General features: G+C 54.1%; 14 protein-coding genes and 1 tRNA gene. 8 read left to right on the top strand and 7 right to left on the bottom strand.

Features of this window, described 5'->3' with window-relative positions; translation table 11 throughout:
- Positions 1 to 94 precede the first annotated feature (94 nt).
- The 4 genes from ACIDEJ_RS03420 (at position 95) to ACIDEJ_RS03405 (ending at position 3,082) form a co-directional block, all read left to right on the top strand.
- A complete protein-coding gene (locus ACIDEJ_RS03420; protein WP_411986695.1) occupies positions 95 to 1,141 on the top strand; it encodes an NADP(H)-dependent aldo-keto reductase in 1,047 nt (348 codons plus the stop codon).
- A gap of 71 nt (positions 1,142 to 1,212) precedes the next feature.
- Positions 1,213 to 2,430 (top strand): aminotransferase class V-fold PLP-dependent enzyme, encoded by a 1,218-nt coding sequence (locus ACIDEJ_RS03415; RefSeq protein WP_411986694.1) that lies wholly within the window; start codon positions 1,213 to 1,215, stop codon positions 2,428 to 2,430.
- 4 nt (positions 2,431 to 2,434) lie between these two features.
- Positions 2,435 to 2,881, top strand: a complete 447-nt coding sequence (locus ACIDEJ_RS03410) for a SufE family protein (protein WP_411986693.1) — start codon at positions 2,435 to 2,437, stop codon at positions 2,879 to 2,881.
- Positions 2,882 to 3,005: 124 nt separating this feature from the next.
- Positions 3,006 to 3,082, top strand: a tRNA-Pro gene (locus ACIDEJ_RS03405).
- 59 nt (positions 3,083 to 3,141) lie between these two features.
- Here the strand turns inward: ACIDEJ_RS03405 and ACIDEJ_RS03400 are convergent.
- Together ACIDEJ_RS03400 and ACIDEJ_RS03395 are read right to left on the bottom strand one after the other, a co-directional pair.
- Positions 3,142 to 3,753, bottom strand: coding sequence for a HupE/UreJ family protein (locus ACIDEJ_RS03400; RefSeq protein ID WP_411986692.1), 612 nt, complete (start codon positions 3,751 to 3,753; stop codon positions 3,142 to 3,144).
- A gap of 115 nt (positions 3,754 to 3,868) precedes the next feature.
- A complete protein-coding gene (locus ACIDEJ_RS03395; protein ID WP_411986691.1) occupies positions 3,869 to 5,794 on the bottom strand; it encodes a peptidase U32 family protein in 1,926 nt (641 codons plus the stop codon).
- Positions 5,795 to 5,843: 49 nt separating this feature from the next.
- On the opposite strand from ACIDEJ_RS03395, the gene ACIDEJ_RS03390 reads away from it, so the two are divergent.
- Positions 5,844 to 6,098, top strand: coding sequence for a hypothetical protein (locus ACIDEJ_RS03390; RefSeq protein WP_411986690.1), 255 nt, complete (start codon positions 5,844 to 5,846; stop codon positions 6,096 to 6,098).
- A 92-nt stretch (positions 6,099 to 6,190) separates the two neighbouring features.
- The gene (locus ACIDEJ_RS03385) at positions 6,191 to 7,750 is read left to right on the top strand and encodes an MFS transporter (protein ID WP_411986689.1); all 1,560 of its coding nucleotides are present in this window, start codon (positions 6,191 to 6,193) and stop codon (positions 7,748 to 7,750) included.
- A 74-nt stretch (positions 7,751 to 7,824) separates the two neighbouring features.
- On the opposite strand, the gene folM is transcribed toward ACIDEJ_RS03385, so the two are convergent.
- Both folM and ung read right to left on the bottom strand, forming a co-directional pair.
- Positions 7,825 to 8,538 carry a dihydromonapterin reductase gene (gene folM, locus ACIDEJ_RS03380; RefSeq protein ID WP_411986688.1) on the bottom strand — a complete coding sequence of 238 codons (714 nt, stop codon included), beginning with the start codon at positions 8,536 to 8,538 and terminating at the stop codon, positions 7,825 to 7,827.
- Positions 8,539 to 8,587: 49 nt separating this feature from the next.
- Positions 8,588 to 9,247: a uracil-DNA glycosylase gene (ung, locus tag ACIDEJ_RS03375; protein WP_411986687.1), complete on the bottom strand. Its 660-nt coding sequence runs from the start codon at positions 9,245 to 9,247 to the stop codon at positions 8,588 to 8,590.
- 222 nt (positions 9,248 to 9,469) lie between these two features.
- On the opposite strand from ung, the gene ACIDEJ_RS03370 reads away from it, so the two are divergent.
- Positions 9,470 to 9,805: a DUF3144 domain-containing protein gene (locus ACIDEJ_RS03370; RefSeq protein ID WP_411986860.1), complete on the top strand. Its 336-nt coding sequence runs from the start codon at positions 9,470 to 9,472 to the stop codon at positions 9,803 to 9,805.
- Between the two features lie 89 nt (positions 9,806 to 9,894).
- Here the strand turns inward: ACIDEJ_RS03370 and ACIDEJ_RS03365 are convergent, their stop codons facing one another.
- From ACIDEJ_RS03365 to hemG, 3 genes are all read right to left on the bottom strand, one after another.
- On the bottom strand, positions 9,895 to 10,509 hold the full coding sequence (locus tag ACIDEJ_RS03365) for a LysE family translocator (protein ID WP_411986686.1): 615 nt from the start codon (positions 10,507 to 10,509) through the stop codon (positions 9,895 to 9,897).
- 914 nt (positions 10,510 to 11,423) lie between these two features.
- Complete coding sequence (locus tag ACIDEJ_RS03360) at positions 11,424 to 11,939, bottom strand: cytochrome b/b6 domain-containing protein (protein WP_411986685.1); 516 nt, start codon at positions 11,937 to 11,939, stop codon at positions 11,424 to 11,426.
- A 9-nt stretch (positions 11,940 to 11,948) separates the two neighbouring features.
- Positions 11,949 to 12,470 carry a menaquinone-dependent protoporphyrinogen IX dehydrogenase gene (gene hemG / locus ACIDEJ_RS03355; RefSeq protein ID WP_411986684.1) on the bottom strand — a complete coding sequence of 174 codons (522 nt, stop codon included), beginning with the start codon at positions 12,468 to 12,470 and terminating at the stop codon, positions 11,949 to 11,951.
- Positions 12,471 to 12,704: 234 nt separating this feature from the next.
- Here hemG and ACIDEJ_RS03350 point away from each other — a divergent pair, with 234 nt between their 5' ends.
- Complete coding sequence (locus tag ACIDEJ_RS03350; RefSeq protein WP_411986683.1) at positions 12,705 to 13,565, top strand: TIGR03899 family protein; 861 nt, start codon at positions 12,705 to 12,707, stop codon at positions 13,563 to 13,565.
- Positions 13,566 to 13,663 lie beyond the last annotated feature (98 nt).

Below are 13,663 nucleotides of genomic sequence, written 5' to 3'. Positions count from 1 at the left end.
ACAGGAGACTAATTGGGGCACTTGCGCATAATTGACTGTCCTACATGCAAAAAAATTGCTAGCGTGCTAGTAAACAGGAACCAAGGAGCTGTCAATGGAATATCTGCGTATTCCCCATTCCAACCTGGAAGTGAGTAAACTGTGCCTGGGCAGCATGACCTGGGGCCAGCAAAACACCCAGGCCGAAGCCTTTGCCCAGATGGATCTGGCATTGGGCGAAGGGATTAATTTTATCGACACCGCCGAGATGTACCCGGTGCCTCCCAAAGCGGAAACCCAAGGCGAAAGTGAACGCATCATCGGCCAGTATCTCAAGGCCCGGGGCAACCGCGACAAGCTGGTGATTGCCACCAAAATCGCCGCCCCCGATGGATGCGGCCGCAGCAGCCACATCCGCCCAAACATGGCGCTGGACTGGGACAATATCCATGCAGCGGTGGATGCCTCCTTGCAACGCTTGGGCGTGGACACCATCGATTTGTACCAGATCCACTGGCCTCACCGTAACACCAACTTTTTTGGCGAGCTGTATTACCAGCAACAAAGCAAAGAATCACAAACCCCCATCCTCAAGACCCTGGAAGCGCTGGCAGAAGTGATCCGCCAAGGGAAGGTGCGCTACATCGGCGTGTCCAACGAAACCCCCTGGGGCTTGATGAAATATCTGCAGCTGGCAGAAAAACACAACATGCCCCGCATTGTTACCGTGCAAAATCCCTATAACCTGCTCAATCGCAGTTTTGATGTGGGCATGAGTGAAATCAGCCACAGGGAGCAACTGCCACTGCTGGCCTACTCCCCGCTGGCTTTTGGCACGCTTTGCGGCAAATACCTCAACAACCAGTGGCCAGAGGGTGCCCGACTCACCCTGTTCAAGCGTTTTGCCCGCTACAATCGCAGTGAGCTGGCCATCAAGGCCACCGAAGCCTATGTGTCCCTGGCGCGCAAACTGGGGCTGAGTCCGGCGCAGATGGCACTGGCATGGGTCAACTCCCGGCCATTTGTGGGCGCCAGCATCATCGGCGCCACCTCAACCCAACAGTTACAGGAAAATATCAACAGCCAGCAGCTGTGTTTGTCTGCTGAGGTACTGGCAGAGCTGGAGCAGCTCAGCGAACAATACCGTTTGCCCTGTCCTTAAACCGGTAACCGCTTGCAATGGGCGCATAAATCTTTGAAGATCTGTGCGCCTTTTGATTATGTGTAAAGACCATGAGCCGTTTTGCAATCCGCCAGCAGTTTCCGCTACTGCAACAGATGATGGGCGACTATCCTCTGTGTTATCTCGACAGCGCCGCCACCAGCCAAAAGCCTGAACGGGTGCTGCAGGCCATGGATGACTACTACCGCCGCTTCAATGCCAATGTCCATCGTGGCAGCTACCAGTTGTCCGCCGCGGCCACCGAGGCCTTTGAGGCCGTGCGCCAAAAACTGCAGCAGTTCATCCATGCCTCGTGCCCGCAGGAGATTATCTTCACCCGTGGCACCACCGAAGCGCTGAACCTGCTGGCCTATGGCCTGGAAGGCCAGATACAGCCGGGCGATCGCATTCTGGTGGACAGCAGTGCCCACCACGCCAATCTGTTGCCCTGGCAGCAGCTGGCCAAACGCCGCGGCGCCGAGCTGATTGCCATTCCGCTGACACCGGAACTGCGGCTGGATGAAACCGCACTGACAGCGCTGTTGCAACAGCCCACCAAACTGGTGGCATTAAGCCATGTTTCCAACGTGCTGGGCACGGTGAATGACATTGCCGCCCTGACGCCTGGCATCCGGGCAGCAGGTGCTATGTGTGTGGTGGATGGCGCTCAGGCCGCCGCGCACCTGCCACTGGACATGCAGCAACTGGGCTGCGACTTTTACGCCTTTTCCGGCCACAAGATGTACGGCCCCACGGGCGTGGGCGTATTGTGGGGCCGTTATGCGCTGCTTGATACCCTGGCACCCATGCTCACCGGCGGCGAAATGATCAAAAGCGTCAGCTTTGCCCACAGCGAATTTGGCGAGCTGCCCTATCGGCTGGAAGCCGGCACCCCGCCCATTGCCGAAGTGATAGGGCTGGGCGCCGCCGTGGATTTTCTCAACAGCCTTGAGCGTCATGATGTGTGCCGGCAGGAGCAACAACTGCTGCAACAACTGCAACAGCAACTGGCACAAATTCCCGGCATCACCCTGTATGGCGCCCATAAGGATAATCGGGGCGCCGTAGCCTTTAACCTGGCAGGGGAGCATCATCAGGATCTGGGCATTTTGCTGGACCAGCAAGGGGTGGCCATCCGCTGTGGCCATCATTGTGCCATGCCGTTGATGGCGCTGATGGGGATCAATGGTTGCTGTCGTGCCTCACTGGGCGTTTACAGTAACGAAATGGACATTCAGCGTTTCATCCAGGCACTGCAGGCAGCCATCGCCCTGATAAAAGGAGAGTGAAAACATGTCACACCCGGAAACCGCCCTGTTTCATAACCTGTTGCAACAGCAGCCCCGGTTACAACAAGCCGTGGAGGCCATTGCCGCCGCCCGCAGCTGGCAGGATAAATACCGCCTGCTGATGCAGGCCGGGAAACTGCTACCGCCATTGCCAGCAATGTGGCAGACCGAAGCGGCAAGAGTTCGTGGCTGCGAAAGTGCGGCATGGGTTTACCACCTGCAGTCACAACAGCAACACCTGTTTTTGGCCGATAGCGATGCCCGCATCGTCAAAGGGCTGATTGCCTTGCTGCTGTCCCAGATGAATAACGCCACTGCGGCCCGGATTGCCGAGTTCTCGGCCGAGGCATTTTTCCAGCAGTTAGGCCTTGCCGGACAGCTCAGTCCCTCCCGTACCAACGGCCTTTATGCCCTGGTGCAGGCCATGAAAACACTGAGTGATGAAAATTAATGCGGTTTTCCGTTCAAATTTACAGCAAACGATATCCGGGGCTATCACGCTTTGGTAAATTTTGTGGCATCATACGCAGCGTTGCAGAGCGGGAGACGCTGCTGCAGTACGAAAATGTTCGGAGCGGAGCGTAGCTCAGCCTGGTAGAGCACTGTCTTCGGGAGGCAGGGGTCGGAGGTTCGAATCCTCTCGCTCCGACCAGTTTCGCAATTTGTTGTCTTTCACGTCCCTTGTTTCACGTCTTTTTCAACCCGCGGTTTTCATCCCACAACCACCATTAACAGACCTGCCAGTAACATGCTGCCGCCAAGCCCGTAAGCAATGGGTTTATGGTGAGTTTTTACCAGTGTGGAACAGGTTGCTTCCCCCAGCAGGCTCATCAGCAATGCGGCCACTAGCCCGGGCAATAGCACCAGTACAACCTCATAAAAGGTGAACCCCTGCTGCCAGTCGGTGCTGCCGAGGTTGGCGTGACCATAAGCGTAGCCATGGGAAAGTGCCAGCATGCCCACCAGTGCGGCGGCCACATGAGCAGGCAAACGGATGTTGCCGGCAATCAGCATGCCTATCATGAATACCGACAACAAAATGCTGGCCTTGGCGATGATAAGCACCACCGATGAGGAGGTTATCAGCGCCCCCAATGCCAGCAGGAGTATATAGGTCAGCGGTAGCAGCCACAGCGCCCGCTGCCCCAGTTGTACCGACCAGATCCCCACCCCGGTTGTCACCAATAACCCCGCTGCCAGTGCCAGCGGCGGGAGTTTTAGCAACGGGGTGTAATATTCGCCGGAAAAGGCAATGGACAACAGAATAAACGCGACTATCCCTAGCAGTAATACAAAACTGCGCTCAAACATGACTTTTGACATGCTCTCCTCCCACAATCCGCTGTATCAGCACAAGCTTAAGCGGGAAAAGTAAACACATGTTTGACTTGCTTCAAAAAACCGCCGGAAATGTAACCGAACGGTAAACAGCCGCCAGCTACAGCTTGTTACTGCCCACCACCAGCATCTCGCATTTCGGGCAATCGAACACCAGCTTCAGGGTGTCATTACCCACTTCCAGCAACATGGGTTCGGCCTTGAGCTCCGGATGTTCTTTGGGACACATGTCAAAGCTGTAGCGCAAGCAATGCTTGGTGATCATCAGCGGAGTATCGTCCAGGCGCTGGTTCTGCTCGTATGACGGCTCAATCTTGATCACCCCGTGCTGCTCATAAAACGCCTTGGCGCTGGCATTGTTCACATTGCCAAGGTAGCTGAGGTATTTTTGCGGGAACACGGCATCAGGGTCGCGAGGCCAGGGCCGTGGCCGCTGATAGTTCTCCAAGCGCTGTTGCTCCAGCGCTGCAATGCCGTCGCGGCGCAAGCCGTTTAATGCTGCCGCGGGAATAAACCAGGGCTGCGCGGTGGCGATTTCCACCTGACGGGCCCGATAACGGGTTCCCCCCAGTTTTGCCAAACCGCTTTGCAGGTGCTGCAGCGCTTTTTGCGGATTATTGGCCACCTGCCGCGGTAAATCCGCGTTCACTTCCACCCGGTTGCCGTAATCGTCGCAGATGCTCAGGGCCACGCCGTCATCGCTGTCATGCAGCGTTAAGTCCACATCCAGTAACCGTGTGGCTGAATCCTTGCTGAGCAGGTTTTCAAACTCATGGTCAAGGTTGCGAAACAACTCCACCCCAACCCGCAGATCTCCGGGCACCGGCCCTGCCAGCCAAATCCGGGTGCCGTCGGTGCGATTGACCCGGATGCCGCTTAACTTGGCATCCGAGTGAATGGCCTTGGCAAAATCAACGGTGAAATAACACAGGCCATCACCGTTGTGCAATTCACCGGCCTCGCTGCCATCATGATTGATTTCCAGCCAGTCCTTGCCCATGCGGCTGACACGCCCGGCACTTTGCCCCAAGTATTTTGGAGTGCGAAAATCATTCAGCCCACCATGGCGCTGATTGACAAAATAATCGGTTTTTCCCCGGTTGAAACTTTTATCCGGATTGGGCGTAAAACTGTAATCACAACGGCCCTGGGAGGTGGGGTGCAGCGTCGGCTGCCGGGCCATGATGTTATCCAGTTGCTGACGGTAATGGGCGGTCACGTTTTTCACGTAGCTTAAGTCTTTCAGGCGCCCTTCTATCTTGAAAGAGCGCACCCCAGCGGCAATCAATGCCTGCAGGTTATCGGTCTGGTTATTGTCTTTGAGCGACAATAGGTGCTGATTTTCAGCCAGGGTTTCTCCGTCACGGGTTTTGAGATTGCAGGGCAAGCGGCACATTTGGGAACACTCGCCCCGGTTGGCGCTGCGTTTGCTGTAGGCGTGACTGAGATTGCACAGCCCGGAATAACTGACGCACAGCGCGCCATGGATGAAAAACTCCAGCCGAGTGTTGGTATGGGCGGCAATGGCCTCAATTTGCGCCAGGCTCAGCTCCCTTGCCAGCACCACCTGAGAAAATCCCACCTGTTCCAGAAACGCGACTTTTTCTGGCGTGCGGTTGTCCGTTTGGGTACTGGCATGCAGGGCAATGGGAGGCAAGTCCAGTTGCAAAATGCCCATGTCCTGCACAATCAGGGCGTCGGCACCCGCTTGGTACAATTCATTTATCAGCCTGTCGGCCTGTTGCAGTTCCTGATCGCTAAGAATGGTATTGAGCGCCACAAAGACCTGTGCACCATAGCCATGGGCGTAACGGCACAGACGTTCAATGTCCTGCACGCTGTTGCCGGCGGTGGCGCGTGCGCCAAATGCCGGGCCACCGATATAAACCGCATCTGCGCCGTGGCCAATGGCCGCAATGCCGTAATCGGCATTTTTGGCGGGGGCCAGCAATTCCAGCCCATTATCCCGCACTTCAGGCATGCATTTTGAGGACGCAGCATGTGACGGCGTGTATATCTGTACCATAATTTCGAACCAGCTAAACAATAGGTGACGGAGTATAACAAAGCCGCCAATGACTGCACAGGCGCAGTTCATCGCCAGCATCCTGCCGGATAACACCCTCGCCGATGCACCAAAACGCCGCACAGGCAGCCCAATCAGCCACAGCGGGTTCACACGGAAAAGCGCGGTATTCATGCCAGATAAACCCCAGCCGCACCACCTTGGCACATTTTTAAAAAGAGTTATTAAATATCCTTTAAAATCATCTTTTTATATTGTTTCATTTATATTTACATACAAAAAACACTGCGAGGATATCCCATAAACAGCAGAGATTTTTGCTATTTAGTTAAAAAAAGATAAGGTATCGTCGTTTATTGATCACCTAAATCCAACAAGCCGTCACAGAGGGAAATAATGCCGCCAAATAATACACATACAGGCAATGACCTACGCGAAATGAAGCAACTGAGCATGTGGGCTGCCATCTCCAGTTTAAGTTATGTTTTCTGGTTGGTGGGCGGCATGGAAATGGTGGAACGCATTGCCTATTACGGCGTTAAAGCCAGTGCCGGACTTTATGCCAAAGCGCCGGAGTCTGCCGGGGGATTGGGAATTAACCTCACCGACTACGGCATTATCATTTCCACTTGGGCACTGCTGCAAACCTTCGTGCCCGTATTCAGCGGCGGCATCTCGGACCGGGTGGGCTACAAAGAAACCATTTTCACCGCCACCATCATCAAAATCGGCGGCTATTTGTGCATGGCCTGGTTCCCCAATTTCTGGGGTTTTTTGCTGGGGGCCTCCCTACTGGCCATTGGTACCGGCATTTTCAAACCGGGGATCCAGGGAACATTGGCACTGGCCACCCGCCGAGACAACTCCTCCATGGCTTGGGGGATTTTCTACCAGATTGTGAATGTGGGCGGTTTTCTTGGACCACTGGTGGCGGTACACATGCGCCAGTTGTCCTGGGACAATGTGTTCTACGCCTGCGCCGCCATTATCTCCCTTAACTTTCTGTTTCTGCTCACCTACCGGGAGCCGGGCAAAGAGGCCCGCCTGGAGCGGCAGCGTAAAATCAAAAATGGCGAACTGACCCAGGAATTTCTCTGGAAAGATGCCTGGAATGAACTGAAAAAACCGGTGGTACTCTATTACATGCTGGTGTTTGCCGGCTTCTGGTTTTTGTTCAATGCATTATTTGACGTGCTGCCCATCCATATCGCCGAGTGGGTGGATACCAGCGTGATTGTGTCCACCCTGTTTGGCGATGAGGGCACCAGCAACGGGGTACTGCAGTTCTGGCTGGGACTGGACAACGCCGGGACCAAAGTGATGCCGGAAGGCATGCTGAACCTGAATGCCGGTCTTATCATGACCTGCTGTTTCCTCATTGCGGCCCTTACCGCCAAATACCGTATCACCACGGCCATGCTGGCTGGCTGCATTCTCAGCGTGGCGGCATTCGTACTCATTGGTGCCACCCATGCGGCCTGGTTCATTGTGCTGGCCATTGCCATGTTTTCGGTGGGCGAGATGATGATAAGCCCCAAGAAAAACGAGTTTATGGGCAATATCGCCCCGGAAGGTAAAACCGCCATGTACCTGGGGTTTGTGATGCTGCCCCAAGGCATAGGCTGGGGGCTTGAAGGCTATTTTGGCCCGAAACTGTACGAAAAATTCGCTTCAAAAGAGGTGTTTTCCAGACAGATGCTGGAGCAACAGGGCATGAGCCAAAGCGATGTGGCGGCCATTCCACAGGGCGAGGCCTTCCATCAGCTGGTCAGTTACACCGGACAAACGCCCGAGGCTTTGACCCAGCATCTGTACCAGCTGCATAACATCAGTTACGCCTGGTACATTATCGCGGCCATTGGCACCATTTCCGCCGTGGGCATTTACATTTACGGCAAATGGTTACTGCGCCTGCAACAACATCCAACAAGCGCACAATCGCCGGCGGCAGGCTAAAACCGCCAGCAATGGTCCTTAATGCAAAAGCCTCCATGTGACAGTGTCACATGGGGGCTTTTGGGTTTAAGGCGTTACTTTACATGCCTGCCGCCATCCAGATTCAGGCAACTGCCGGTCATGTAACGGCTATGGAGCAAATAACGCACCGCGGAAACAAACTCCATGTCACCGCCCGCTTTGGGCAACAAGGCCTTGGCCAGGGATTTTTGCCGGTAACCGGCATCATCCTGCTCATTGAACAGCATCATGGCCGGCGCAATGCTGTTGACCTTGATGGTAGGCGCCAGCTTGGCCGCAAAGGAGAGCGTGAGGTTTTCCAGCGCGGCTTTACTGGCGGCATAGGCAATGTGCTTGGCACTGCCCTTTTGTGCCACATAATCGGTCACATGGATAATATCCGCGCCACCGATTTCATCGCTATCCAGCAAATCTGCCAGCGCCAGGTTCAACTGATAAGGCACTTTTGCATGAATGCCCATCATCTGCCCGAAAATGACCTCAGGGGCCTGGCCGGCGCTTTCAGCCAGCCAATCAGACGCGTTATGGATAATGGCACGCAGCCCTTTGCATTCGCGCCGTAACCACTGGATGAAGGTTGCCAGCTCCGCAGCATCCAACAGGTCGATACGATAAAGCACGGCGCCATGCGCGCGCAGTTCATCCAGCTCAGGATAATGGGTACGGTAAGTGCCGATAATCGGCCAGCCATCGGCCAGCAGCGCCTTAGCGGTGGCCAGCCCCAAACGCCGCCCGACACCGGTAATCAAAATCGGTTTCATTGCCATTCACTCTTGCCCTGTGGGCCATTGATTGTTTCAGGATTTTGCGGCGGCTTCAAGGTTGCCAGTCAATGGGCGTCTCGCCCCGGGCTTGCAGTTGCTGGTTGATGGCCAGAAAATGCCCGCAACCGAAAAATCCCCGATAGGCCGATAAAGGTGAGGGATGAGGGCCGCTTAAAATCTGATGCTGGGGCGAGGTGATCAACTTGCCTTTTTTAATGGCGTGGCCGCCCCACAATACAAAAATGATGGGCTGGGACTGCTGGTTCAACCGCTGCAGCACATGGTCAGTGAAGGTCTCCCACCCCAATTTGGCATGGGAATTGGCGCGCCCCTGCTCGACGGTCATCACCGTATTGATCATCAAGACGCCCTGCCTGGCCCAGCGTTCCAGAAAACCGTTGGCAGGCATCTGAAAGCCCTCAATTTCATCGGCCAGTTCCTTGTAGATATTGCGCAAAGAGGGCGGCAACGCCACCCCGGGCTTTACGGAGAAACACAGCCCGTGCGCCTGTCCCGCGCCGTGATAAGGGTCCTGGCCCAGCAACACCACCCGCACCTTGGGCAAGGGAGTTAATTCAAATGCCCGAAACACGTCTTCTTCCGCCGGGAAAATCACTTTTCCCGCCTGCCTCTCTGAGGCCACAAACTCGGTAAGCTGTTGAAAATATGCCTGCTGTGCTTCTGCTGCGATAAACGCCTGCCAACTTTGCACGGTATTCCCCTCTTATGGACAAAAACCGCCCCAGCTTAAAAGCGGGGTTCCTGCCAGACAAGACAAATCCCCTGACATTGGGATTAACAGAACAAAAAGATGGCAACTGCAGACAAGGGGCAAAGTGGGTATACTGCCAAAACCCACTGCAAAAATGCTTGGCGCCGGTGCGGATTCGCGTACAATCTGTGCCGCCACAATATAAGTAAGAGCGAATATATCATGTCATCATCCAATCACAACGAAGCCACTATTTTTCAGCTTGCTGATCAATTTATCGCCCTCGCTAATGAGTTGACGCAACAACATGAAGATTTAGGAAAGGTGGGCACGGCCCTGCGCTTTGCCGCAGCACGCTTCAACGCCTTTGAAGCCGCGATAAAATCAGCGGATTTGCAAACAGAAAAAGCCAATGCACTGACGTGGTTTACTAACGAATACCGGGAAATGCTGGATGATAATCTGGAAGATCACATCAGCAATCCTCCGGCGGGTAAAATGGACGACAACGCCGAAGCAACAGGCGACAGCAGCGATGTGCAGCAATTTCGTCCCTGATGCGCAGCCCAGGTAACGAAGGGGCGCTGATGAGCGCCCTTGTCACATGTAACGCCCACCAATGGCTTACTCCCGCTTCAACATTTCCCCTACAGCGACCATACCACCCGCAGTGCCAGCAACAACAGCACCGTGCCGGTCAGCTTGTCTATCACCCCGGCATTATGACGTAATTTATCCAGCAATCGGGGCTGAGACAGCGTAAACGCAATCAGGGTGTACCACAGGCCGTCCACAACAATGGGCGTTACCACAATCAGCCAGGTGCCGCTTCCTTGATGAGTTTCCAGGACAAACTGACTAAAAAGCGCCATGAAGAACAACAGGATTTTAGGGTTCAGCAACGAGATGGCCAAGCCGTCCCGGGCTGCCAGTAAGGGAGTGGTTTGTTTTCCTGCCGCCAATTTTTGCTGCATGCCGCCTTTGGCAAACAAGGCGTTTAGCCCCAGCCATGCCAGATACAAGGCGCCGGCAAGGGCAATGGTGTTAAACAGCAATGGCGAATGCTTTAACAGTGCCGCCAACCCCAGCAAGGTAATGAGCGCATAAGCCCCAATGCCCAAGGAATGGGCCCACGCACAAGCAATGCCTTGTGCCCGGCCGCCACCTAGCGTATGACGCACCACCATTGCCAGACTGGGTCCTGGAGACATGGCGCCCAAGGCGCAAATTGCCAACAACCCAAGCCATGTGGTCCAACTCATACGCGCCACCTGTGATGTGTGTGATTACGCCGCACTTTTTACGGATGATTCAAGCAACAGCACTATACCAGTTAACCATGACCGGCGTTACACCTGACAAGCGCCCAATTGACATGCCAAAACATGGGACATGACGCACAGGCGACACATCCCAAGGGAATAAAAAAATGGCTACGGGGTCATGCACCGGCACAAACCCCGCGACAGCAGTTAAAAACGATCCTGTTAATCGTCCACGATAAAAGCTGTCATTAAAGCCATAGGGAGATTGAAAAATCACCATTCAGGGGACGTTTCAGGGAATGTAGGCAACACTGGCACCGCATGGGCACAGCCTGCATTGAACATCACATCGCCACAGCCTAAAACGACACAGGGCCGAGGCAGCAACAGCATGCAAGGAGGAAGTGAAATGATGAAAAGGGGCGATACTGGATGGCACCCAATGCCATGTCTGTCGCCGTTCATGTACATAACCTGCTGTCCCTGCGTGAAAGCTGTGCCTGGTGTGGCTGATGCCAGCGCTGTGGCATTGGCCACAAGACGTTTAGCCCGGCACGGGCATAAACTGATGCGAAACACATCCCTGATTTCGCCTACTTGCACGTACCGCCCGGTTATCCGCGAGCGCCGTGTCAGCGGCAACAACTCTACAACAAATTCTGAAGGGACGCACTCATTTTGAAAAAATAATTTAGATAAATATAATGTATGAGTGTTAAAAACTAGCTTTTAATAACCAAAAAGTAACAATAATGGGGATTATTGAATAAAAATTGGAATATACCGTAAAAACGTCATTACGGTGCTTCTTGCATAACTACCGGCATAACTACCGGCATAACTGAAAAGACCGGCAGCTGATGCTGACCGGCCTTCGGGATAATGCCTGCAATCACATCAATGGCAACGGCTCAATCGCGCATAAGATCCAGCAGGTGGCTCAAGGCACACACCACATGCAAAATAAGGAAAGCGACAAACACGTACACCAGGGACTGATGCCAATCCCGCCAGAACAGCGCCGCACGGCTGCCCTGCATCACAAACCACATGCAACCACTGAAGCAAAGCGCCAACAGCGATACCATGGTCAGCCCTTCAATCAGGCTGAACAGCCCCACGCCACCTGCGGCAGGAATGTTGCCTTTGAACAAGTTGCGGCAATCATGCCACAAAGGATGCCAATTGCCGGCCAGCACGGGAAAATGCTGGCGCCAGCCACCACCGGTGATATTGGTAATGAAAAATGTCAGGGCAACCACACTGCACAGCAAACCCAGCCAGACATGGCTCAGATTCCAGAATCCGGCATTAGCCGGAACGGTTCGCAGCATCATCAGCTGGCCGCTGCCTGCCAGCAAAAACACACACAGCACTATCAGCAACAGATGCTGTAGCCGCTGGTACAGTTCCAGTATTGCACCCATGACACGCTCCTATGCGGTTGCAAATTGATCGGTAAACGCCTCAACTTTTTTCCAGTCGGTGTATTCCACACAGGTATTCGGATCGGTGGGGCCTTTGGTGATCCACATAATGAAACGGATGATATTACGATCCATCGCACCATATCCCTGATAATTCAGATTGCCGCCGAACACTTGCAGCAGTTGGGGACGCCAGTCAGTTTTTGCCAAAAACGCCTGCATGTACGGATTGGTTTGCGGGGTGTTTTTGGCCGGTTTTCGGGCCACCAGACTCACGGAGAAAAAGCCGTTCACCTTGGCTTCCAGCTGCGCCTGATGCTGCCGAATAAAATCGTAAACCGCCGGATTATGCTTGCCATGGCGAATGCTGGCACCAATCAATACCCGCTCGAAACTGTCCAGCGCCGGTGCTTCCGTGATGGCCGCCAGGGTCACATCATGCCCCTGCTGGATTAATCGCTGGGCCATAAACTCACAGATTTTACGGGTTTGCCCATGCACACTTGAAAATAAAATAAGGGTCTTGTTCACATTAACACCTGTTTGTTCAAGCTGTTAGCTAAACGTATGTTAGGGAAATAATGCCATAGATTTCATGAATAAGATCACGACGCCCCCCAGTAAGTAATACCAAAAGTGATTAATTACGAACAGTTCACAAAAAGGGCAACGTAAACCTTTGTCCCCATCCGGCCATGGCGAATTTCTGCACGGCACAGCACACATGGTGAGCGTTTCAGCTTATAGTAGGGACATTGCCAGCTTATGTCAGATAACCCCATGAGCGCCAACCAGCCCCTTAACCAAACCACAACCCCAGCCAAGGAGGACTCCCAGCAGATGTCCGCCAGAAAAAAGGTACTGAAACTCGGGTATCTTCTGGGGCTGGCATCCACGCAGGATTACCACCCTGCCAATGCCAGCCTGGCGCAGCGGGCCGATTTCCGTCTACAACAGCAACGCCAGCAATACCAGCAGAACCTGGAAAACATTTACGCCATGGCGTTGAGTTACTCCTCATCCGAAGTGGCAGGCGCTGATTTGGATCCTGACTGGGTTCACCAATTCTTGCTGATGGCGGAACAGATCCACAACCGCAAGATGCAGGATCTGTGGGCCCGGATCCTCGCCAGCGAAACCGTGAATCCCGGCCATTTCAGCCTGCGTACCCTGGCGCTGTTAAAACAGCTGACGTTAAGGGAAGCCCAACTGATGGAAAAGGCCCTGGGCATGATGGTCACTATCAACCATGAATCCCGCAGCAAGCTGCTCACAGGTTACCGCCTTGCCGGCGGACTGGGGCAGTATTTTCGCAAACATACCATGGTGAATTTGGGGTTGTCCCAATTCGGCCTGCCCTATTCCAGCCTGCTGACGTTGATGGATGCGGGTTTGCTGCATAAAAGCGAATTTGAAAGCGGCATCTTGCACGGCAAGCAGTCCCTCACCCTGCAACTACAGCAGCAACAGTTAACCCTTACCCCCAAGACCAGCCATTTACTGTTCAGTTATTACCGGCTCACCCCCGTGGGCGATGAGCTGGCACAACTGGTCACCCCAAAACAGGAGCTGGCCTATATGGAAGCGTTAAAGGCGCTGTTGCAACAGGGTTTTCATCTGCAATAGGGCAACGGCATCCATCAGCCAACAGGAAGCACTTGGCAGCGGGGCAGCGCCCTGTTAAAAAGTGAAGGGCCAATGCTACACTTGCCATGCCATTAACC

It is taken from the genome of Shewanella mytili, assembly GCF_046765975.1.
In the GTDB taxonomy this organism is placed as follows: Bacteria; Pseudomonadota; Gammaproteobacteria; order Enterobacterales; family Shewanellaceae; genus Shewanella; species Shewanella mytili.
The sequence above is the reverse complement of the archived record's forward strand: the minus strand, read 5'-3'. Positions and strand labels throughout refer to the sequence as shown.